24 protein-coding genes are annotated in these 21374 nt (G+C 64.4%); 13 read left to right on the forward strand and 11 right to left on the reverse strand.

The genetic code is table 11. From position 1 onward, the window contains the following. Nucleotides 1–47 precede the first annotated feature (47 nt). Both pheS and pheT read left to right on the forward strand, forming a co-directional pair. Nucleotides 48–1130: a phenylalanine--tRNA ligase subunit alpha gene (gene pheS, locus ASD63_RS14300; RefSeq protein ID WP_034804648.1), complete on the forward strand. Its 1083-nt coding sequence runs from the start codon at nucleotides 48–50 to the stop codon at nucleotides 1128–1130. A gap of 33 nt (nucleotides 1131–1163) precedes the next feature. Then, nucleotides 1164–3590 carry a phenylalanine--tRNA ligase subunit beta gene (gene pheT / locus ASD63_RS14305; protein WP_034804645.1) on the forward strand — a complete coding sequence of 809 codons (2427 nt, stop codon included), beginning with the start codon at nucleotides 1164–1166 and terminating at the stop codon, nucleotides 3588–3590. 63 nt (nucleotides 3591–3653) lie between these two features. Here the strand turns inward: pheT and ASD63_RS14310 are convergent, their stop codons facing one another. The 3 genes from ASD63_RS14310 to ASD63_RS14320 all read right to left on the reverse strand — a co-directional run bounded on the left by ASD63_RS14310 (nucleotide 3654) and on the right by ASD63_RS14320 (nucleotide 5505). Beyond that, entirely contained in the window at nucleotides 3654–4052 is a 399-nt protein-coding gene (locus ASD63_RS14310) for a VOC family protein (RefSeq protein ID WP_051659680.1), read from the reverse strand. Further along, nucleotides 4049–4411, reverse strand: coding sequence for a nuclear transport factor 2 family protein (locus tag ASD63_RS14315; protein WP_034804642.1), 363 nt, complete (start codon nucleotides 4409–4411; stop codon nucleotides 4049–4051). Before ASD63_RS14315 ends, ASD63_RS14310 begins: the two co-directional genes overlap by 4 nt. Before the next feature lie 98 nt (nucleotides 4412–4509). Then, a complete protein-coding gene (locus ASD63_RS14320) occupies nucleotides 4510–5505 on the reverse strand; it encodes an aldo/keto reductase (RefSeq protein WP_034804639.1) in 996 nt (331 codons plus the stop codon). Nucleotides 5506–5754: 249 nt separating this feature from the next. On the opposite strand from ASD63_RS14320, the gene ASD63_RS14325 reads away from it, so the two are divergent. Further along, nucleotides 5755–6645, forward strand: coding sequence for a LysR family transcriptional regulator (locus ASD63_RS14325; RefSeq protein ID WP_034804636.1), 891 nt, complete (start codon nucleotides 5755–5757; stop codon nucleotides 6643–6645). 80 nt (nucleotides 6646–6725) lie between these two features. Continuing rightward, the gene (locus ASD63_RS14330; RefSeq protein ID WP_034804634.1) at nucleotides 6726–7361 is read left to right on the forward strand and encodes a hypothetical protein; all 636 of its coding nucleotides are present in this window, start codon (nucleotides 6726–6728) and stop codon (nucleotides 7359–7361) included. Here the strand turns inward: ASD63_RS14330 and ASD63_RS14335 are convergent. Beyond that, the gene (locus tag ASD63_RS14335) at nucleotides 7313–7786 is read right to left on the reverse strand and encodes a GNAT family N-acetyltransferase (protein ID WP_034804631.1); all 474 of its coding nucleotides are present in this window, start codon (nucleotides 7784–7786) and stop codon (nucleotides 7313–7315) included. The genes ASD63_RS14330 and ASD63_RS14335 overlap by 49 nt on opposite strands. 19 nt (nucleotides 7787–7805) lie before the next feature. Beyond that, entirely contained in the window at nucleotides 7806–8756 is a 951-nt protein-coding gene (locus ASD63_RS14340; protein ID WP_034804629.1) for an aldo/keto reductase, read from the reverse strand. A 199-nt stretch (nucleotides 8757–8955) separates the two neighbouring features. On the opposite strand from ASD63_RS14340, the gene ASD63_RS14345 reads away from it, so the two are divergent. Continuing rightward, nucleotides 8956–9942, forward strand: coding sequence for a Gfo/Idh/MocA family oxidoreductase (locus ASD63_RS14345; protein WP_029742452.1), 987 nt, complete (start codon nucleotides 8956–8958; stop codon nucleotides 9940–9942). Between the two features lie 66 nt (nucleotides 9943–10008). On the opposite strand, the gene ASD63_RS14350 is transcribed toward ASD63_RS14345, so the two are convergent. Then, a complete protein-coding gene (locus ASD63_RS14350; protein ID WP_051659679.1) occupies nucleotides 10009–10464 on the reverse strand; it encodes a hypothetical protein in 456 nt (151 codons plus the stop codon). Between the two features lie 77 nt (nucleotides 10465–10541). Between ASD63_RS14350 and ASD63_RS14355 the strand changes: the two genes are divergently transcribed. Beyond that, the gene (locus tag ASD63_RS14355; RefSeq protein WP_034804627.1) at nucleotides 10542–11321 is read left to right on the forward strand and encodes a helix-turn-helix transcriptional regulator; all 780 of its coding nucleotides are present in this window, start codon (nucleotides 10542–10544) and stop codon (nucleotides 11319–11321) included. 4 nt (nucleotides 11322–11325) lie between these two features. Here the strand turns inward: ASD63_RS14355 and ASD63_RS14360 are convergent, their stop codons facing one another. From ASD63_RS14360 to ASD63_RS14375, 4 genes are read right to left on the reverse strand one after another with little or no spacing between them, the layout of a single operon-like run. Next, the gene (locus ASD63_RS14360; protein WP_034804625.1) at nucleotides 11326–11535 is read right to left on the reverse strand and encodes a hypothetical protein; all 210 of its coding nucleotides are present in this window, start codon (nucleotides 11533–11535) and stop codon (nucleotides 11326–11328) included. A 17-nt stretch (nucleotides 11536–11552) separates the two neighbouring features. After that, nucleotides 11553–11921: a transporter gene (locus ASD63_RS14365; RefSeq protein WP_234798717.1), complete on the reverse strand. Its 369-nt coding sequence runs from the start codon at nucleotides 11919–11921 to the stop codon at nucleotides 11553–11555. Nucleotides 11922–11924: 3 nt separating this feature from the next. Further along, on the reverse strand, nucleotides 11925–12632 hold the full coding sequence (locus ASD63_RS14370; protein ID WP_034804623.1) for a class I SAM-dependent methyltransferase: 708 nt from the start codon (nucleotides 12630–12632) through the stop codon (nucleotides 11925–11927). Beyond that, the gene (locus tag ASD63_RS14375) at nucleotides 12629–13657 is read right to left on the reverse strand and encodes a glycosyltransferase family 2 protein (protein ID WP_090296428.1); all 1029 of its coding nucleotides are present in this window, start codon (nucleotides 13655–13657) and stop codon (nucleotides 12629–12631) included. Before ASD63_RS14375 ends, ASD63_RS14370 begins: the two co-directional genes overlap by 4 nt. A 169-nt stretch (nucleotides 13658–13826) precedes the next feature. Between ASD63_RS14375 and ASD63_RS14380 the strand changes: the two genes are divergently transcribed. The 4 genes from ASD63_RS14380 (at nucleotide 13827) to ASD63_RS14395 (ending at nucleotide 18732) form a co-directional block, all read left to right on the forward strand. Next, complete coding sequence (locus ASD63_RS14380) at nucleotides 13827–15647, forward strand: hypothetical protein (RefSeq protein WP_034804621.1); 1821 nt, start codon at nucleotides 13827–13829, stop codon at nucleotides 15645–15647. A gap of 73 nt (nucleotides 15648–15720) precedes the next feature. Continuing rightward, nucleotides 15721–17325 (forward strand): exodeoxyribonuclease VII large subunit, encoded by a 1605-nt coding sequence (gene xseA / locus ASD63_RS14385; protein ID WP_034805207.1) that lies wholly within the window; start codon nucleotides 15721–15723, stop codon nucleotides 17323–17325. Nucleotides 17326–17391: 66 nt separating this feature from the next. After that, a complete protein-coding gene (locus ASD63_RS14390) occupies nucleotides 17392–17976 on the forward strand; it encodes an AAA family ATPase (protein ID WP_051659678.1) in 585 nt (194 codons plus the stop codon). A 165-nt stretch (nucleotides 17977–18141) separates the two neighbouring features. Further along, nucleotides 18142–18732: an NAD(P)H-dependent oxidoreductase gene (locus ASD63_RS14395; protein WP_034804619.1), complete on the forward strand. Its 591-nt coding sequence runs from the start codon at nucleotides 18142–18144 to the stop codon at nucleotides 18730–18732. 6 nt (nucleotides 18733–18738) lie between these two features. On the opposite strand, the gene ASD63_RS14400 is transcribed toward ASD63_RS14395, so the two are convergent. Beyond that, complete coding sequence (locus ASD63_RS14400) at nucleotides 18739–19233, reverse strand: MarR family transcriptional regulator (protein ID WP_090426724.1); 495 nt, start codon at nucleotides 19231–19233, stop codon at nucleotides 18739–18741. An 89-nt stretch (nucleotides 19234–19322) separates the two neighbouring features. On the opposite strand from ASD63_RS14400, the gene ASD63_RS14405 reads away from it, so the two are divergent. The 3 genes from ASD63_RS14405 (at nucleotide 19323) to ASD63_RS14415 (ending at nucleotide 21326) form a co-directional block, all read left to right on the forward strand. After that, a complete protein-coding gene (locus ASD63_RS14405; protein ID WP_034804613.1) occupies nucleotides 19323–20201 on the forward strand; it encodes an EamA family transporter in 879 nt (292 codons plus the stop codon). 75 nt (nucleotides 20202–20276) lie between these two features. Beyond that, nucleotides 20277–20906, forward strand: a complete 630-nt coding sequence (locus ASD63_RS14410) for a sigma factor (RefSeq protein ID WP_034805190.1) — start codon at nucleotides 20277–20279, stop codon at nucleotides 20904–20906. Between the two features lie 21 nt (nucleotides 20907–20927). Beyond that, nucleotides 20928–21326: a VOC family protein gene (locus ASD63_RS14415; protein ID WP_034804610.1), complete on the forward strand. Its 399-nt coding sequence runs from the start codon at nucleotides 20928–20930 to the stop codon at nucleotides 21324–21326. The last annotated feature ends 48 nt before the right edge of the window (nucleotides 21327–21374 follow it).

Genomic DNA, 21374 nt, shown 5'->3' on the forward strand with positions numbered 1-21374 from the left:
AGAACCGATATAGAACCGAACCCATTCCCGCATCGAGGCAGGACAGAATGAGCGAACTGGAAACACTGGAACGGACACTCCTGGCGGACATCGACGCCGCCGGCGACGAAGGATCGATCGAGGCGGTGCGCGTCAACGCGCTCGGCAAGAAGGGCTCGATCTCCGAGCTCCTGAAGACGCTCGGCACCATGACGCCGGAAGAGCGCCAGACCCGCGGCGCGCAGATCAACGCGCTGAAGAACACGGTCGCCGAAGCGATCGCCGCCCGCAAGTCGGCGCTGAAGGACCAGGCGATCGCCGAGCGCCTGGCGCGCGAGACTGTCGATATCAGCCTGCCGGTCCGCTCCTCGCCGGCCGAGCGCGGCCGCATCCACCCGATCAGCCAGATCGTCGACGAGATCACCGCGATCTTCGGCGACATGAGCTTCTCGATCGCCGAAGGTCCGGACATCGAGACCGATTACTACAACTTCACGGCGCTGAACTTCCCCGAAGGTCATCCGGCCCGCGAGATGCACGATACGTTCTTCTTCAACCCGGATGAGAACGGCGATCGCAAGGTGCTGCGCACGCACACCTCGCCGGTGCAGATCCGCACGATGGAAGCGCAGAAGCCGCCGATCCGCATCATCATCCCCGGCAAGACCTACCGCCAGGATTCGGACGCGACCCACTCGCCGATGTTCCATCAGGTCGAAGGCCTGGTCATCGACAAGGCGGCCAACGTCGCCAATATGCGCTGGGTGCTGGAAGAATTCTGCAAGGCCTTCTTCGAGGTGGACCAGGTGACGATGCGCTTCCGCCCGTCCTTCTTCCCCTTCACCGAGCCGTCCTTCGAGGTCGACATCCAGTGCGACCGCTCCGGCCCGATCGTGAAGTTCGGCGAAGGCACCGACTGGATGGAGATCCTCGGCTGCGGCATGGTGCACCCGAACGTGCTGCGCTCGGGCGGGCTCGATCCGGACGAGTACCAGGGCTTCGCCTGGGGCATGGGCCTCGATCGCATCGCCATGCTGAAATACGGCATGCCGGACCTGCGCGACTTCTTCAACGCCGACGTTCGCTGGATGACCCATTACGGCTTCCGCCCGCTGGACATGCCGACGCTGTTCGGCGGTCTCTCGGCCTGATCGCGCGTAGATATTTAGGACACAGGTGAAATCATGAAATTCACGCTTTCCTGGCTCAAGGACCACCTTGAAACCGACGCTTCGCTGGAAGACATCTGCGCGCGCCTGACGATGATCGGGCTCGAAGTGGAAGACGTCGACGACAAGGCCGCCTTCAAGCCCTTCGTCATCGCCAAGGTCGTTTCGGCCGAGCAGCATCCGAACGCCGACAAGCTGCGGGTACTGATGGTCGACACCGGCGCCGGCGCTCCGATCCAGGTCGTCTGCGGCGCACCGAATGCGCGCGCCGGCCTTATCGGCGCCTTTGCAGCCCCCGGTACCTATGTTCCCGGCATCGACGTGACGCTCGCCGTCGGCACCATCCGTGGCGTCGAAAGCCGCGGCATGATGTGCTCGGAAAAGGAACTGCAGATCTCCGAGGACCACAACGGCATCATCGACCTTCCGGCCGACGCACCCGTTGGCACCAGCTATGCGGCCTATGCCGGCCTCGACGATCCGATGATTGAGATCAACCTGACGCCGAACCGGCCGGATTGCACCAGCGTCTACGGCATTGCCCGTGACCTCGCCGCTTCCGGCCTCGGCACCTTGAAGGCGCGCAAGGCGCCGGCCTTCAAGGTGGAAGGCGACACGCCTACCAAGCTGACGCTCGATCTCGGCGAAGACAGGCATCTCTGCCCGGGCTTCTCGCTGCGCCTGGTGCGCGGCGTCAAGAACGGCCCGTCGCCGAAGTGGATGCAGCAGCGCCTGCTGGCAATTGGCCTCCGCCCGATCAATGCGCTGGTCGACATCACCAACTACATGACCTTCGACCAGGGCCGGCCGATGCACGTCTTCGACGCCGCCAAGGTCGAGGGCAACCTGACGGTCCGCCGCGCCAAGGACGGCGAGACGGTGCTGGCGCTTGACCAGCGCGAATATAAGCTCGGTCCCAACAACGTGGTCATCGCCGACGAAAAGGCGATCGAGTCGATCGGCGGCGTCATGGGCGGCGAACATTCCGGCTGCGACGAGAACACCACCGACGTCCTGATCGAATCGGCTCTCTGGGACCCGATGAACATCGCCAAGACCGGCCGCACGCTCGGCATCATCACCGATGCGCGCTACCGCTTCGAGCGTGGCGTCGACCCGGAATATATGGTGCCCGGTCTCGAGCGCACCACCGAACTGGTGCTCGAGCTTTGCGGTGGCACCGCCGCCAAGGCGGAAGTGGTCGGTTATGCCGGCCATGAGCCGAAGATCGTCGACTTCCCGGTTTCCGAAGTGAAGCGCCTGACGGGCCTTGAGGTTTCCTCCGAGGAAAGCGTCTCGATCCTGAAAAAGCTCGGCTTCGGCGTGGAAGGTTCTGGCGACCGCTTCAAGGTGTCGGTTCCTTCCTGGCGTCCCGATGTCGACGGCAAGGCCGATCTCGTCGAAGAGGTCATGCGCATCCACGGCGTCGACAACATCGTTGCTGCCCCGCTGCCGAGCCATGGTACCGTCAACGGCAAGATCCTGACGACGCTGCAGATCCGCACGCGCCTTGCCAAGCGCGCGCTTGCCAGCCGCGGCATGCTCGAAGCCGTTACCTGGTCGTTCATCTCCGAAGAGCAGGCAAAGCTCTTTGGCGGCGGCGCACCGGCACTGAAGCTTGCGAACCCGATTGCCTCCGACATGTCGGACATGCGCCCGTCGCTGCTGCCGGGCCTTTTGACGGCTGCCCAGCGCAATGCCGACAAGGGTTTCGGCGACGTCGCGATCTTCGAAGTCTCCGGCACCTATGAAGGCGATACGGCGGACGCGCAGCGCCGCGTAGCCGGCGGCATTCGTCGCGGCACGGCTTCCTTGAACGGTGCAGGTCGTCTCTGGTCGAACGCCGCCAAGGGCGGCGGCAAGCCGGTCGACGTGTTCGACGCCAAGGCCGACGCGATTGCCGTGCTCGAAGCCTGCGGCGTGCCGATGGGCAACGTCCAGTTCGAGCCGGGCGGTCCCGCTTGGTATCATCCGGGCCGCTCCGGCACGATCAAGCTCGGCCCGAAGATCATTCTCGGCACCTTCGGCGAGTTCCATCCGAAGACGCTGGAAGCGCTCGACGTCTCCGGCGCACTCTGCGGCTTCGAGATCTATGTCGATGCCATGCCGGAGCCGAAGAAGAAGGCGACCCGCACCAAGCCGGCGCTCGATCTCTCGCCGTTCCAGGCGGTCAAGCGCGACTTCGCCTTCGTTGTCGACAAGGCGGTGGAAGCCGGCGCAATCCTGCGCGCCGCTTCGGGTGCCGACCGCAAGCTGGTGACCGGCGTCAGCGTCTTCGACGTCTTCGAGGGTTCGTCGCTCGGCGAAGGCAAGAAGTCGATCGCCATCGAGGTGACCATCCAGCCGGTCGAGCGTACGCTCACCGACGAGGATTTCGAGGCGCTCACCGCCAAGATCGTCGCCAATGTGACGAAGACGACCGGCGGCGTACTGCGCGCCTGATCCGATCGACAAAACGGATACCGAAAGGGCCGCTGCCACCGCAGCGGCCCTTTTCGTTGCGGCCTATTGCGCGCGCTGCATCAACTCGATGCGGTTGCCGAACGGGTCGTTGACATAACATCTGCGGTAGCCGGCAAGCGGCTCGTCCTCGGCGATCGTCACGCCGCCGGCTTCGAGCCTGAGGATCATCCGCTCGAGATCGTCGACCAAAAAGGCCGGATGGGCCTTGCGCGCCGGCACGAAATCCTGGTCGATGCCGAGGTGCAGGCGGATGCTGCCCCGCTCGAACCAGCAGCCGCCACGGCCAAGCAGATTGGCGGGCTTGGCGACCTCCGTCAGCCCGAGCAACCCGCCATAGAAGCCGCGCGCCAAGTCTTCGCCGCCTTCCGGTATCGCAAGCTGCACATGGTCGATGGCAAGCAGCCGGCCGGTCGATGTGGACTCGGGTCCGCCGTCCGTCACTGCGCGTGCAGGTGATAGATCTTGTTGACGATCAGCCAACGGCCGTCGATCTTCACCAGCGACAGGTAATCGGAGAAGCGCTCTCCGGCGAAGCTGTCGATGACCTTCACCGTGGCGGCGTCGCCGGTGATGTCGATCATCTGCACGTCCATTTCCGGCTGTGTTCCGGGTGGTGCCGCACCGGTATCGAGGATCGCCTTGATGAAGCCGTCACGCGTCATCCATTCGAGCGCGCCCTGGTAGTTGCCGATGATCGCCGCATCGGGATGGAACGCCTTGCGCAGCGCCCCTTCGTTGGCAAATGCCATGCCGTCCACATAGAGGTGCACCACTGCACTGATCGCCTGCTCGTCGGACATCCCGCTCCTCCCCAGTTGCTTGTTGCTCAGAGGTAGTGCGTTCAGCGGGAATTTCGATGGGCATTCTCTCCGCTGCGGGAGCGGAGAGAAATTTTGGCTCAACGATTGGTGAGTGCCAGCGAGGCGTCGGTGTAGCGTTTTCCTGCGACCAGGGTCGGCGAGAGTGCGTCGGACAGCCGGGTGGTTTCTTCGACCGTGAGCCGGATTTCCGCAGCGGCGGCGTTCTGCTCCAGATGGTCGAGCTTGCGGGCACCCGGGATCGGCACGATGAAATCGCCTTGGTTGATGACCCAGGCGAGCGCCAGCTGGGCGGCGGTCACGCCCTTCTCCTCGGCCAGCGCCTGCAGCGTCTCGACCAGTCGGACGTTGGCGTCGAAGTTCTCCGCCTGGAACCGCGGCAGCGAGCGGCGAAAATCGTCGGCTTCCAGATCCTCGGCTTTGCGGATCGCGCCGGTCAGCATGCCGCGTCCAAGCGGGCTGTATGGCACGAAACCGATGCCGAGTTCGCGGCAAGTGGCAAGCACGTCTTCTTCCGGATCGCGCGTCCACAGCGAATACTCGCTCTGCACCGCGGCGATCGGATGAACCTTGTGGGCGCGGCGGATGGTGGCGGCACTCGCTTCCGAGAGACCGAGCGCGCGCACCTTGCCCTCGCGCACCAGCTCGGCCATGGCGCCGACGGTGTCCTCGATCGGTACGTCAGGGTCGACGCGGTGCTGGTAGTAGAGATCGATGACATCTGTGCCGAGCCGCTTGAGCGAGGCTTCCGCTACCGCCTTCGCATGCTCCGGCCGGCCGTCGACGCCCCTGATCGCCTGGACGCTCGGCACGCCGGTCTCGATGCGGAAGCCGAACTTGGTGGCGATGACCACCTTGTCACGCACCGGGCCGAGCGCCTTGCCGACGAGCTTTTCGTTCTCGAAGGGACCATAGACTTCGGCCGTGTCGAAGAAGGTGACGCCGAGATCGACGGCGCGCTGCAGCGTGCGGATCGATTCCGCTTCGTCCGCAGCGCCATAGGCGAAACTCATGCCCATGCATCCAAGGCCGATGGTGGAGACGGTAAGCTCACTTCCGAGTTTGCGGGTCTTCATGTCGTGTCCTTTATGGCTGCCATGCGTCGGAGCTAGCGCGTTGGGAGCGCACGTCTATCGTCCGAGGCATGAAATGGTGGGTGGCACCGCCGCCCACGCCCTTTTGTGGCGGCGCGACGGGTTCCTCTGCCTCATCGCCAGACGAGCTCCTCGCTTCGTCCTGACGCTGGCGACATGTGAAGAATAGGGCTCGATGGGGCGGCTGAAAATCACTGTCAATTCTCACGGGCTGTTCTATTATTTCGATCAATGAACAGAACACAGCTCTCCCAACTCGCGGTATTGGCCGCCGTCGCCGCCCACGGCAGCTTTCGTGGTGCCGCGCGCGAACTGGGCGTCGCACCTTCGGCCGTCAGCCACGCCGTCGGCAGCCTCGAGGCGAGCCTCGGCATTCGTCTGCTTGCCCGCACCACCCGCAGCGTCGCCCCGACGGAGGAGGGGCGCCGGCTGCTCGAACGGTTGGCGCCGGCGCTCGACGAGATCGCCCATGCACTGGAGGCAGCCGCCGACGCCCGCGAGCGCCCGGCCGGCAATCTGCGCATCACCGCACCGCGGTTCGCTGCCGATCTGATCCTGGCGCCGCGCCTGGGCGCCTTCCTGGATCGGTATCCCGAGATCGTGCTCGAAATCGCCAACGAGGACGGCTTCACCGATATCGTCGAAGAAGGTTTCGACGCCGGCATCCGGCTCGGCGAGAGCCTGGAGGCCGACATGATCGCGGTGAAGGTCGGCCCGGAGCTGGAAAGCGCCGTCGTCGCGTCTCCCGAATATTTCCAACGCTATGGCCGGCCGCAGCACCCGCGCGACCTCGCGCAGCATCGCTGCATCCGCCGGCGCTTCTCCAACGGCACGCTCTATCGCTGGGAATTCGAGAAGCATGGCGAGGAATTGACGGTATCGGTCGAGGGACCGCTGATCCTTGGCGAGGACCGGCCGATCATCAAGGCGACAATGGGCGGCGCCGGTCTCGCCTATCTCTTCCTCTCACGGGTCGAGACCGCGATTGCCGAAGGGAAGCTGGTGCGCGTCATGGAGGACTGGTGCGCGCCCTATGCCGGCCCCTATCTCTACTATCCGAGCCGCCGGCAGATGCGGCCGGCACTGCGCGCTTTCATCGACTTCTTCCGGCACAGCGGATAGCAGCCGGCGCAAAATCGGGTGGCGGGACGGGACCGGATCTGGAATGCCATTGGTTTCGTGTCTTGATGAGAGGAAGGCCTATGAAAAAGCCCGGTTCGATGAAGGGTCTTGAAGATCTCGGCCGGGTGCGGCTTTCTCGAAACTTCTTCTTTCGCGATTTCCTGCATTCGGAAATCGCCGACTTCTACCGTATCCCGAACATTCCCGATGATCCGGATCTGGCGATCGAGGCCGGGCGGCGTCTCTGCGAGGAACTGCTGGAACCGCTGGAAGCGACCTTCGGCCGCCTCGTCATCCGCTCGGGCTACCGCAACCGCGCCGTCAACGGCTTCGGCAATGCCAATGGGCTCAACTGCTCGACCAATGCGGCCTCTGCCGCCGACCACATCTGGGACATGCGCGATGCCGACGGGTGCATCGGCGCCACCGCCTGCATCGTCATTCCCTGGGTCTGGGATCGACGCGGCGAGATCGGCGGCTGGCAGTCGATCGCCTGGTGGATCCACGACCATCTGCCCTACGCCTCGCTCTGCTTTTTCCCAAAGCTATGGGCTTTCAACATCCAGTGGCACGAGCGGCCGGCGCGCCGGATCATGAGCTTCGTCGAGCCGCGCGGTGTCCTGACCAAGGCCGGCATGGAGAACCAGGCCGGCCGCCACGCCGAGGCCTATGCCGGGTTTCCGGATTTGAGGGCCGCGCCGATATTCACCTTGTAGCGCACGTGCTCGTCGGTGCCGGAGTAGCGGTCATAGAGCCGCCGCGCCGTCGCATTGTCGGCCTCGGTGTACCAGTAGAGCCGGTCCCAGCCCTTCTCCTCGCAATGCGCAATGAGACCGTCGATCATCGCCCGCGCCACGCCCTGGCCGCGCGCTGCAGGATCGACATAGAGATCCTCGATGTAGCATATCGACCGGCGAAAGAAGGTGGCGAGCTGCTCCTGGCAGATCGCAAAGCCGACCACCTGCCCGTCGAGCATCGCCAGCCGCGCAAAGAGCGGTGCGGCGGGATCCATAAGCCTCTTCCAGGTGAGGTCGATGATGTCTTCGGCGAGATCGGTGCCGGAAAAGGCGACATAGCCAGCCCAGAGGCGGCGCCAGTCCGCCTCGTCGCCGCCAGTCGCGGCGCGTATCGTCAATGCCATTGTGTGGTTTTTGCTCCCGTCACTCACCGACGTCGTTGAGTTTTTGCACCGCCTCGTCCGACAACTTGAGTTCCGCGGAGCGAATGAGGCTTTGCAATTGCTCAAGGCTGGTGGCGCTGGCGATCGGCGCTGTGACGCCCTTGCGTGTCCGGATCCAGGCGAGCGCGATTTCCGCCTGGGTCGCGCCCGTGTCGGCCGCGATGTCGTCGAGAACGCCAAGGATGCGCATGCCGCGTCCGTCGAGATATTTCTCGACTCCGCTGCCGCGCACGGAGCCTTCGAGGTCCTTGTGGGTGCGGTATTTCCCCGAAAGGAAGCCCCGCGCCAGCCCGAAATAGCTGATGACGCCGATCTCCTCGGCGATGCAGAGGTCGCGCAGCGGTCCTTCGAATGCGTCGCGGTCGTAGAGATTGTATTCCGGCTGCAGCACCTGATAGCGGGGCAGGCCCTGGTTGGCGGACACGTCGAGCGCCTCGCGCAGTTGCAGCGAGTTCAGGTTGGAGGCGCCGATCGCCCGCACCTTGCCTTCGGACAGCAGCTGGTCGTAGGCCGCAAGCGTCTCCTCGTAAGGCGTGTCGGGGTCTGGCCAGTGCGAGAGATAAAGATCGATATGGTCGGTCTGTAGCCGCTTCAGCGAATCTTCGACCGCCTGCAGGATCCAGCGGCGCGAAAGCCCCTTGCGGTCGGGGCCGAGCTCCGAGCCGACCTTGGTGACGATGACGGCCTTGTCGCGCGACCGGCCCGACTGTTTCAGCCACTTGCCGATGATCGTTTCGGACTCGCCGCCCTGATTGCCGGGCGCCCAGGAGGAATAGACATCGGCGGTGTCGATGGCATTGAAGCCGGCATCGAAAAAGGTGTCGAGCAGCGCGAAAGAGGTCTTCTCGTCGGCGGTCCAGCCGAAGACATTGCCGCCGAAGACGAGGGGCGCGATTGTCAGGTCGGTGCGGCCAAGTCTCAGTTTTTCCATGGTTTCGCTCCATTGGACTGGATGAGGGCATGTTGCGATCGGGAGGATTGCGAAGGAAAGATAGGGCAGAAAAGCTGACATTGTCACCCGCCTTTCGGCAATTTTCTGCACGTCGTACTTCTTCGCCAAACCGCTCACTGCCGCTTGCTAGGTACGTACCTCGGCGCTAGTCTCTGCCACCAAATCAGGGAGCCTTGTCATGTTACGTTTCGGAATTCTGTCCACGGCCAGGATCGGCCGCGACCTCGTCGTGCCGGCCATTCAGGATGCGGAAAACGCCGTCGTCTCGGCTGTCGCCAGCCGCGACTTCGCCAAGGCCCGGGCAATGGCCGATCGCTTCTCCGCGCCGCACGCCTTCGGTTCCTACGAAGAGATGCTCGCTTCCGATGTCATCGATGCGGTCTACATTCCGCTGCCGACGGCGCAACATGTGGAATGGTCGGTCAAGGCCGCCAATGCCGGCAAGCATGTGCTTTGCGAAAAGCCGATTGCCCTGCGCGCCTCTGAGATCGACCAGCTCATCGCCGCACGTGACCGCAACGGCGTCGTAATCGCCGAAGCCTTCATGGTCACCTATAGCCCGGTCTGGCGAAAGGTCCGCTCCCTAATCGCCGAAGGCGCGATCGGCCGGCTGCGCCACGTCCAGGGCGCTTTCACCTATTTCAACCGCGACCCCAACAACATGCGCAACATCCCGGCGCTCGGTGGCGGCGGCCTGCCGGATATCGGCGTATACCCGACGATCACCACCCGCTTCGTCACGGCCAAGGAGCCGGTGCGCGTTCAGGCAAACACCGATCGCGATCCGGAATTCGGCACGGATATCTATTCGAGCGTGCGCGCCGATTTCGGCGACTTCGAGCTGAGCTTCTACATCTCCACCCAGTTGGCGGCCCGCCAGGTCATGGTCTTCCATGGCGACAAGGGCTTCATCGAGGTGAAGTCGCCCTTCAACGCTGACCGCTATGGCCGCGAGGAAGTGGAGTTGACGAACCAGAACCACGCCCAATCCCAGCTTTTCCGCTTCCAGGACGCGCGCCAGTACAAGCTCCAGGCGGAGGCTTTCGCCCGCGCGGCCAAGGGCGAGGACGAGGAAGTGGTGACGCTGGAAAACTCCCGCCTCAATCAGAAATTCATCGACGCGATCTACCGCGCCAGCGCCAAGGACGGTTGGGAGACCATCTGATCAACGGAAAGGGCCCGCTGGTTTTGCCGGCAGGCCCCTTCCTCTTCATCTCCAGCGATCATCCCGTCAGGCAATCGCTGCCTGTTCCCGCGCAAGGCCGCGCAGCTTGAAGATCAGAAAGTCGGCGACCGTGATCAGGCCGATGACGATGAAGCCGATACCCGCGACAGTGAGGAACGGGTAAGCCGCGACCAGCAGTGCTACGCTTGCCACCTGCCAAAGGATGTCGCCAGCGATGCTGACGCGTGCCGCTGCTGCGACCGGCCCGCCGTTGCGCGCCGCGGCAAGGTGGAAGATCCCCCAAAATACCAACCCGACGCCGAGGATCTTCATCATCGGCGCTGTCGCGGCGGGGCTGAAGAGCGAAGCAAGCGGGGCGGCAAAAAGGATCAGCACGGCGCCGACGGCAAGAGAGTAGACGCCGTCGGCAAGGAAGGTCTTGTTGAGCAGGCTGCGGTTCGAGAGGTTCATCGTCGGCTCCATCGGTTTGTCGATGACCGGAGATTGCCGGTTCGGTGTCATCAAACCAATTACCTCTGAGGTAATGGATTTTACGACCGGCGCGCGCCACTCTCCGGCAGAACGGAGAATCACGATCCATGCAGTTTGGTGAACATCTGAAGGAATGGCGCGGGCATCGCCGCATGAGCCAGCTTGATCTTGCGGTTGCCGCCGGCATCTCGGCGCGCCACCTGTCCTTTCTCGAAACCGGCCGCTCGAAACCGTCGGAGGGCATGATCCTGCGGCTGGCCTCCGTGCTGGAAGTCCCCGCTCGCGACCAGGGCACGCTGTTTTCGGCAGCCGGCTATCGACCGCGCATGGCGACGCGGCCCGCCGCCGGGCTGGACGCCATGCCGCCGGTCGTTGCCAATGCCATCAGGCTGATCCTGGCGCGCCACGATCCCTATCCGGGGCTGGTGCTCGATCACGAGTATACGCTGCTGGTCGTTAATCCGGCGCTGGCGAGCTTGGCGGTTGCCGCCGACATTCCGTTCCAGCCCGGCGAGAACTTTCTCGACACGTTTCTCGGTGACGACAATGTGCGCAAGCTGGTCGTCAACTGGGAGGCCGCGGCCGCCGATCTGGTGCAGCGGGTCAGAACCGAAGCCTGGCTGCAGGGTCCCCGCAGCCGCCTCGGCAAGCGCCTGGAAAAAGCGGCGTCCAATCCGGCCGTGGCGCGTGCGACCGAAAACCATCCGGACACTGACCGGTTGCCGGTGCTGCCGATCGAGCTCGACATCGGCGGCTTGCGCTTAAGCTTCATCACCACGCTTCAGACCTTCGGCTCGACCCAGGATGCGCTGGTCGAGGGGGTGCTGATCGAATCCTTCTTTCCGGCCGACGAGGAGACCAGGGCGTTTTTCGAACGCAAGGGATGATCGGCTATCGGTCGCGCTCCAGGCCGATGGCAATCGCGCCGCAAATCATCAGCGCGACGCCCATGTTGTAAGCGCCGATCGCTGCCGCCGCCTGGATCCAGTCGCCGTTTGCGCCGGCAAGCGCCAGCAGCCCCGTGCCGGCGAACAGGCAGGCGCGGGCGGATTTGAGGCCGCATACGGCAATGCCGAGGACGAAGGATGCGGTGACGATCATGAGGCCCGCTTATCCCCTTAGGAGTTGATGATGATCATGCCGCTGATGATCAGCGCGGCGCCGAAGGCGTAGCGCAGCGTCACCGCCTCGCCGAGAAAGACGGCGGCAAGCAGCGGCACGATGCAGAAGGTAAGCGCCATGAAGGAATAGGCGATCGTCAGTGGCACCGACTTGATCGTGAAGATCCAGATGATCGTGCCGATGCCATAGACGGCGAGCGCAATCAGCAGGGTGGGGCTGAGGGCCAGAGCCAGGAGCCCCTGGGCACTGGCATTCCCGGTCTTCGCGCTTGTCAGCTTGAAGAGGATCTGCCCGGCCGAGATCAGCACCGGCGTGAAGAACAGCCCGAACCAGACGGTGGGCGTGAGATTGAGGTTCATCGCCATGCCTCACTCCGCCGCGGCAGTTCTGTCTTCGCAATAGAAGATATCGCGGCCGATATCGACGCATGTGTGCTCGGCCGGAACGGGATGCATCGCCCGCAGGAAGGAGTGGGTATAGGGAAAGAAATTGAAGTGCGGATTGAAGGTGTAGCGGTACTCGCGCTCGCGCGGCACGACGATGATCAGGCGCCGGCGAGTGACCCGGCGAAGCTCGGCGATCGCCTTGCGGTAGTCGAGAATGTGCTCGATCACATGCGTGCAAACGACCGTGTCGAATTCGCCGTCCGCAAAGGGCACGTCCTCGATCATCGCGGCGTGATATTCGATGCCTTCGATCCGGGCCGCATCGTCGATGGCGAAGTCGACACCGGCGAGGCGTTTAAGGTCGGGCTTGGCTTCCCGGATACGCTTCAACAGAACGCCGGTGCCGCAACCGACGTCGCAGACGCTGTCGCCGACGACGCTTGCCGCGATCTTGCGCACGCAGGCTTCGGAATTGTCCGTTCCCTCGTGCACTCTTGGGTGCTGCCGGTAGAGGTCCTCGTACTCGTTCGCCGACAGGAACGGCGCCCGTGCGCGAAAGTCGGCGAGATGGGCGATGTGCTTGCCCCAGGCGAGGCTCGCCATACCCTTGAACAGGCGCGAATCCCTGAGGATCGGCGGCATGACGTCTTCGATCAGGAAGCGTATGCGGTTGGTCGTTTCCCGGTTCATCCGCGGCGCTCCCGCACAATGCGTGGTGCCGACTGCAAGCCGGCTTCCTGGTCCTCGCCCCGGGGCAGAGCGACGCCGCTATCGACCTTCTCCAGCGGCGCAGCCCGTACCGGTGTCGCGATGTAGTGCAGCCGGAGCTGCTCGGTGCGGGCGCGCGAGACCGAATCGAGGATCAGGCCTGCGGTGAACATGATGATCGACATCATCAGCATGGCCAGCGCGAGGACCCAGGTCGGCATGCGCGGCACGAGGCCTGTGGCGAAATATTCGAGCAAGACAGGCATCATGAAGCCGATGCTCGTCGCAAAGAACGCCATGGCGATCACGCCGAAGAACGTGAAGGGCCGCGTTTCTTTCATGAGCATGGCGAAGGTCCAGAGGATCTTGGCGCCATCCTTGTACGTCGACAGCTTGGAATGGGAACCTTCCGGGCGCCGGCCATAGTCCAGTTCAAGCTCCGCGACCGGCAGTTTGAGACGCGAGGCATGGACGGACATCTCCGTTTCGATTTCAAAGCCGTTGGAAATCGCCGGGAAGCTCTTGGCGAAGCGGCGCGAGAGCACGCGGTAACCGGAGAAGATGTCGTTGAAATCGGTACCGAAAATTTCCCGGTACAGAATGTTGAAAAGCCTGTTGCCGAAGGCGTGACCCTGCCTGCCGGCATCGTCGTGAACGCCGCGCCGCGTGCCGACGACCATGTCGGCGCGCTCGGTGATCAAGGTGCGGATCAGGTCTTCCGCATCGGTCGGGCAATAGGTGCTGTCGCCGTCGGCCATGACATAGATGTCGGCGTCGATATCGGCGAGCATGCGGCGCACCACGTGCCCCTTGCCCTGCCGGCGTTCACGTACGACGGTCGCGCCGGCAAGCATCGCCTTCAACGCCGTGCCGTCGGTCGAGTTGTTGTCGTAGACGTAAATTCGCGCCGTCGGCAGTGCCGTCTGGAAACCCTCGACCACCTGTCCGATGGTCGATGCTTCGTTGTAGCAAGGCAGGAGAACGGCGATGTTGAAGCGGTCGAACATCAAGGTGGCTCGGTTGCTGTTGGATCGCGCCATCATAGGATCAGGGTGTTAACAAGACGCCAAGGTGCGCCGCGCGGGCCGGTCGAAGCGACCGGCCTCGCCGCCGCGCGCTTTACGCTTTCTTGATCGCAGGGACGTAAGATCCACGCGATCTAGTGGGCGGGAACCTATGTCGAGCGGAATGGCGGCACTACCGGAAATGGCGACTACGCCCAGGCAGCGGCGGCTCTCGTCGAGCCTGCTTGGGATGGTGCTCGCCTATGGCGTGCCCACGGTTCTTTTCCTCGTCACCCAGTTCATGCGGGCGCCGGATTATCTCGGCCGCGACAATGACGATGCCATGCGCCTGGTCGAGGTGCGCGACCTCCTCGCCGGACAGAGCTGGTTCGACCTCACCCAGCCCCGCCTGGGGCTCGAGGGCGGAACGCTGATGCACTGGTCGCGCCTGATCGATCTGCCGATCGCCGGGCTCATGTCGATTTTTCGGCCTTTTGTCGGCGTGGAGCAGGCGGAAGTCCTGGCGCTTGCGATCTGGCCGATGGCGCTCGCGGTCGGGCTGCTTGCGGCGATGGGGCTCGCCGGACGCCGTGCCGGCGGCACGGTCGCCATGCATTTCTGCCTGGGGCTGACCGCGATCTTCATCGCCACCTCGAACCGTTTCCTCGGGGGCGCCATCGATCACCACAATGTGCAACTGGTGCTGGCCGCGGTCATGGCGGCGATGCTCGTCGATCGACGGTATCGTGCCCTAAATTATGCGCTTGCGGGAGCGGCGGCCGCACTCGCGATCGCCGTAGGTGCCGAAACCACGCCACTCGTGGCGGTCGTCTGCGCAATCGTTGCCTGCCAGTGGCTCTGGGCCGGCCAGACGGCCGCGCGTTCGACCGTCGCCTTCGGCCTGTCGCTGACAGCCGGCCTCAGCGTCATCTTCTTTTCGACCGTGCCGCCGCGCCTCTATTTCGTCGCGACCTGCGACAATCTCTCGATCGCCTTCTATTCGCTGGCGCTGACGGGAGGCGTCCTCCTCGCGCTCGCCGCCGCCACTGTCAGCCACCGCGCGCCAGCGCTGCGCTTCGGCGCGCTCGCTCTCTGCGGTCTCGTCGTCGCCGCGGTCGCCCTGTCTGTGGCGCCGCAATGCCTCGGCAATCCACTGGCCGGTCTCGATCCGCTGCTCATCGAGCTCTGGCTCGACCATATCTCCGAAGCCCGTTCCGTCACGCTGATCGCTGTGCAGGAGCCGACCAATACCGGCGCCTACTATTTCACCGGCGCCTTTGCCTCGGCCATCTGCCTCTGGCGCATCTTGCGTCGCGACCGGATCGATCTCCATCTGGTGCTCCTTGCCTTGGTGCTTTCGAGCCTGGCGATCGCCCTCGTCCAGGTCCGCGGCATGGCATTTTCCAACCTGCTCGCCATCGTGCCGATGGCCCTGCTGCTTACCGACCTGCGTGCGCGGTCGAGCGGCGGAACGGCTGGCGCCCGCGCCTCCCTTCTCTATGTCGGAGCACTGCTCGTTTCCGTTCCGGCGATGTGGGCCGTTGCCGGAACGCTTGCGGAAAAGGGGATCAGCGGGTTTGCTGCCGCGGAAGCAGCGGTCACGAACGGCGAGGCGTGCCTGACCGACGCCGCCCTTGCCGATATTGGGCGGCTGGCGCCGTCGCTGGTCGTCGGACCGTCGGATATCGGCGCGACGCTGCTTCGCCGCACCGAACACCGCGTGCTCAGCGCGCCCTATCATCGCAATGCCGCCGGCATGCTCCGCGAGCTGAAGATCGGCCTGGCCGAGCCTGGAGCCGCCGCCGTCCTGTTGCGCCAGCTCGGGCAGCCAGTGCTCGCCTTCTGCGCCGTTGACGCTCAAACGCAGGTCATAGCTGCCCGCGCTCCGCGTGGTCTCTATGCGGATCTCGCCGCCGGGCGCGTGCCGGCATTCCTGTCGCCCCTGCCGGTTTCGGAAGGCTCGCCCATCCGGCTCTATATGCTTGCGCCTTGAGCGCCACGCCCCTGGCGCGTGGAAAGCGTGAGGGATGTGCTGGCCTTCGGCGAAGGGTGCGGTAAAAGAGGCGATGGCCTCTTTCTTCGACAGCGATTCTCCGAGCAACCTCACCGAATACTCGGTGTCCGAGCTTTCGGGCTCGATCAAGCGAACGGTCGAACAGGCCTTCGACCAGGTGCGCGTGCGCGGCGAAATCTCCGGCTATCGCGGCCCTCATTCGTCGGGCCACGCCTATTTCGCGCTCAAGGACGATCGGGCGCGCATCGATGCAGTCATCTGGAAGGGTACCTTCTCGCGCCTGCGCTTCCGTCCGGAAGAGGGCATGGAGGTGATCGCGACCGGCAAGGTCACGACCTTCCCGGGCTCGTCGAAGTATCAGATCGTCATCGAGATGATGGAACCGGCCGGCGCCGGCGCGCTGATGGCGCTGCTCGAAGAGCGCAAGCGCAAGCTCGCCGCCGAAGGGCTGTTCGACGCCAATCGCAAGCGGCAGCTGCCCTATATGCCCAAGGTGATCGGTGTCGTGACGTCGCCGACCGGTGCCGTCATCCGCGACATCCTGCACCGCATCGCCGACCGCTTTCCCGTCCATGTCGTCGTCTGGCCGGTTCGCGTGCAGGGCGATGGCTCGGGTGACGAGGTTGCAGCGGCGATCCGCGGCTTCAACGCGATCGAGCCCGGCGGGCCGATTGCGCGGCCGGATGTCCTGATCGTCGCGCGTGGCGGCGGCAGCCTCGAAGACCTCTGGGGCTTCAACGACGAGGCCGTCGTGCGCGCCGCCGCCGCCTCCGGGATCCCGCTGATTTCGGCCGTCGGTCACGAGACCGACTGGACGCTGATCGACTATGCCGCCGACCAGCGCGCGCCGACGCCGACGGGTGCAGCGGAAATGGCGGTGCCGGTCAGGGCCGATCTCGAAGCCGGTCTCTCCGGCCTGTCGGCACGCCTCAAGTCGGCTGTCGGACGCCAGATGGACAATCGCCGCCAGGCGGTGCGGTCTCTGGCGCGGGCGCTGCCGTCGCTCGACCAGTTGCTGGCGCTGCCGCGCCGCCGTTTCGACGAGGCTGCACTCGGGCTCGGGCGCGGGCTCACGATGAACACGGCCAACAAGCGCCGTCAGTTCGAACGCGTGTCTGCCGAGCTGCGTGCCGACCTTCTCAAGGGCAAGCTTTCCGAGCGTCGCCAGCGCCTGGTCGACGCCATGAACAAGGCCGACCGCATCGTCGAGCGGCAAGTCCATCGCGGCGAGGCGCGGGTTTCTGCGGCCGACGCTGCGCTGCGCGCCTTACCCTCGCGCCTCATCGGCCAGATCCATCGGGCATCCGATCGCGTCGCCGGGCTTGCTGCCCGGTCCGATGCGGCCGTGCGCGCAGACGTGCGACGCCTGCGCAGCGTCATCGTCGCCCAGGATCGCATCCTGCAGTCGCTTTCCTATCGCAACGTCCTGCAGCGCGGATTTGCGCTGGTGCGCGATGCCGAAGGCGGGCCGGTGCGCCAGGCTGCATCCGTCTCGGTCGGCATGACGCTCAGCCTGGAATTTGCCGACGGTCGCGTGTCGGCGATTGCCGGCGACGGGGAGGGCGAGCCAGGTTCTCCGCCGACGGCGCCCCGCAAGAAGCAGCCGAAGCCCGCAGACCCGGCGGGAGAGCCGCCGAAACAGGGTAACCTGTTCTAGCGCGTCATCCCGCTGTCATGCCGACGACGTAGCGCCAGCGTTCGCAAGAGAGTGACGGAGCCCGGCATGGTCGAGCGAGCCAAGATTATCTTCATCCACGGCGCTTCCAGCAGCGGGAAATCGACGCTGGCGCGGGCGGTCCAGGCGCAGATCGGCGCGCCGTTCTGGCATGTTTCGATCGACCATCTTCGCGATTCGGGGATGGTGCCAATGGAACGGTTCCGCCGCGGCGATTTTCGTTGGAAGGAACACCGGGCGCGCTTCTTCGACGGTTTTCACCGCTCGCTGGTCGCCTATGCGTCAGCCGGCAACAATCTCCTGCTGGAGCACATTCTCGAAGAGCCCGGCTGGGCGTCTGAGCTCGCGGTGATGCTTCAGCCGTTCGATGTGTTTTTTGTCGCGCTTCACTGTGAACTCGACGAACTGGTCCGGCGCGAACGGCTTCGCGCCGACCGGCCGATCGGCAGCGCCGCAGATGATTTTCACCGCATTCACGTCGGACAGTGTTACGATCTGGAGCTTGGTTCGGGACAGGCCGCCGATGACGCCGCCGCGCAGTTGATTTCCGCATGGTCGGTGCGCCGCTCGCCCTCCGTCTTTGACACACTGGCGCTGGAAGCCCGGCCAGGATCGGGCAAATCCCCGTTCTGAAGAAGGCGGCTGCTGGCGGTCTAGGGAGCGAGCGTGTCCGCTCGCATGACTGCCTCCTCGGCGCGGCCTGACGGTCGCGAAAAACGGCATTGTATTCGGTTGATTTTTAAGCTCATTTTCCCGGCGACGGATCTTGATTCCAGATCGATATGTTAGGAACACCGCATGCGCATCCTGCTCGTGCTTGCCCACCCGCTCGAAGACAGTTTTGCCGCGAACGTGGCGCGTGAGGCGCGCGCCGCCTTGGAGGCGAGCGGACATTCGGTCGACTTGCTCGATCTCTATCGCGAGGATTTCGATCCGCGCCTCAGCGTCGCCGAGCGCGGCAGTTACTTCTCCGACACCTATGATCGGTCAGGCGCGGCAGACTGGATCGGCCGGCTGCAGGCGGCCGATGGGCTGGTGCTCGTCTTCCCGCAATGGTGGTTCAATTTTCCGGCGATCCTGAAGGGCTTCTTCGATCGCGTCTTTGCGCCGGGCATCGCCTTCGACAACGACCCGGCCGGCGGCCGCATCATCCCGCGGCTCCACAATATCAAGCTCTTCTGGGCGCTGACGACGACCGGCTCGCCCTGGTGGGTGGTGCATCTCTACATGGGCAATCCGGTGAAGCGGCTCTTGAAGCGCGGCATCGCCGCCTTCTGCGCCAAGGGACTGAACTTCCGCATGCTCGCGCTGCACGACATGGACCGGGCGACCGACGCCAAGCGCAAAGCGCATCTGCAGCGTGTCCGTCGGCTTGCCTCCAGTTTGTGATCGCGGCTACTCGAAGGTCGCGAGATATTTGCGCAGCAGTGCGTTGAGCACCACGCGTTCCTCGGGCGACAGCGCGGAAACGACGCGATGCTGGTTGGCCACATGCGCGGTCGCGGCCTCGTCGACACGGCGCAAGCCCTCGTCCGTCAAGGCGATGATCACCCCCCGCCTGTCCTCGGGATTGGCGATCCGTTCGACGAGCCCGGCCTTTTCAAGCTGGTCGATGCGGTTGGTCATGGTGCCGGAGCTGACCATGGTCGTATCCAAAAGGTCTCCGGGCGAAAGCCGATAGGGCGGTCCGGACCGACGAAGCGTCGCGAGCACGTCGAAGCTCGACGCATTCAATCCGCGCTCGGAAAACGACTTCTCGATTTCCCGGGCGATATGTGTCGAAACCCGTGAGAGCCGGCCAAGCAGGCCCATGGCCGAAACATCGAGGTCCGGCCGCTCCCGGTGCCATTGGGCCAAAATCCTGTCGACGCGATCCATCAAACCCTCCATGCATTTATCTCAGCATAGAGTATCTTGACTTAGAGATAAACCGCGTTATCCTCATTTTATCTTGATATAGAGATTCTTGAGGTAAAGATATGAGTTCGAGCCGCACCGTCGACCTTGCCTTGACCGCGCTGGCACCGGCCATCTGGGGCAGCACCTATCTTGTCACCACAGAGTACCTGCCGTCTGGCTATCCGTTGACGGTCGCCATGCTGCGGGCGCTGCCGGCGGGGTTGCTCCTGCTCTTGATTGTGCGGCGCCTGCCGGACGGTATCTGGTGGCCGCGGACCTTCGTGCTCGGCGCGCTCAACTTCTCCTTCTTCTGGGCCATGCTGTTCGTTTCCGCTTACAGGCTGCCAGGCGGCGTCGCCGCAACCGTCGGTGCCGTTCAGCCGCTGATCGTCATCCTGTTGTCGCGCGTCTTCCTGGGCTCGCCGATCCGCCTGCTCAGCGTGGTTGCCGGCCTTGCGGGCATTGCCGGCGTCGCCCTGCTGGTGTTGACGCCGGGCGCCGCGCTCGATCCGCTCGGGGTGCTCGCTGGTCTCGCCGGAGCCGTCTCCATGGCCTTCGGCACGGTGCTGAGCCGCCACTGGGCGCCGCCGGTTCCGCCGCTCACCTTCACTGCCTGGCAATTGGCCGCCGGTGGCCTCATGCTCGTGCCGGCGGCGCTGTTCTTCGAGCCGTCGCTGCCGCCGCTGACCACCGCCAACGTCCTCGGTCTCGCCTATCTCGGCCTGGTCGGCGCCGCCTTCACCTATCTGCTCTGGTTCCGCGGCCTGTCGCGCCTCGAACCTTCTGCCGTCTCGCCGCTCGGTTTCCTGAGCCCGGTCGTTGCCATCCTGCTCGGCTGGGGCGTGCTCGGCGAGCAACTGACGCCGGTGCAGGCGCTCGGCATCCTTGTCGTCTTCGTCAGCGTCTGGCTCAGCCAGCGCGCGCAACTCGCCCCCAAGGTGCGACCGGCGCGGGCCTGAAAGCAGGGCTTGCAACCACAGCGCATGCGCTTCACATTGCCGGCAACGTCAATCCTCAAAGAAGCGCACGCCCTGATGACCGAGCATCTGACGCCAGCGCTCTATTCCGATCTCCTCCGTTTCGCGAGGCGGCAAAGCCGCCGTGCGGCCGAAGCGGAGGATTTGCTGCATGAGGCGCTGATCGTCGCGCTCAAGGCAGGGCGTTTTCCAACCGGCGGCGATCGCGCCTGGTTCTGCGGTGTTCTCCGCAAGCTCGCAGCGATGCAGGCGCGCACCGCTGCTCGCCGTTTGCGCCGGGAGCTGCAAGCGGACGTTTCCGAAGCGGAAGAGCGGCGCTCTGGCGATCCGCTGGCCTTCGCCGTCACGCTTTCCCCGAGCCTCAGGATCGTGATGCTGCTGGCGATCGGCGGCCACAATCGCCTCGAAATCCGTCATCTCCTCGGCATTTCCGATGAAGCGCTGCGCCAGCGCATCCTGATGCTGCGCCGGGCCTGGCGCGATGCCGGCCATGTCGAGACCAATCTGGAGTTGACCGGACTTCGCTATCCGCTCGAAAGCGGCCGTATTCGTCAGGCCCTGCTGCCGGTCACCCGCGGCGGCCGCGCCGCCTTTGCCAGCCACGATCCGGACGGCCATCTCTTCGCGATCAATTTTTCGCCGCGCGTGTCTCACGAAACGGCAACCGGCGGCAACAAGCCGGCGTAACAAACACAAGGGAAGCAACCAATGTTGTCGAAACCACGTATCGGGGCCATCTGCTACTTCGTCTCGGATCTCACCCGCACCGAAGCCTTCTACCGTGATGTTCTGGGTCTCAACGTCCAGCGCATGGAGGACGACGAAGCCGGCTCCTGGCTGATGGCGAAGATAGAAGACGAGGTCGAGTTGATCTTCTTCGTCGTGGAGAGCAAGCCGGGCAACACACCGATCGTTGTGTTCGATCTCGCCGAGGGCGGCATCGACGATGTGGTCGCGGGCCTCGCTGAAAAGGGAACCACCATCGTCACGCCGGTGAGCCATGCGCCCGGCGGCTGGTCGGCAGAATTCGCCGATCCCGATGGCCACGTGCTGTCCCTCTACCAATCGGCGGAGATGCCGCGTCTGAAGCGGGCTGCCAACGGCTGAAGGGGCAATTTCCCCAATAGAAAAGGCCGCCGCATGTGTTGCGGCGGC

Source organism: Ensifer sp. Root558 (assembly GCF_001427045.1).
GTDB lineage: Bacteria > Pseudomonadota > Alphaproteobacteria > Rhizobiales > Rhizobiaceae > Ensifer > Ensifer adhaerens.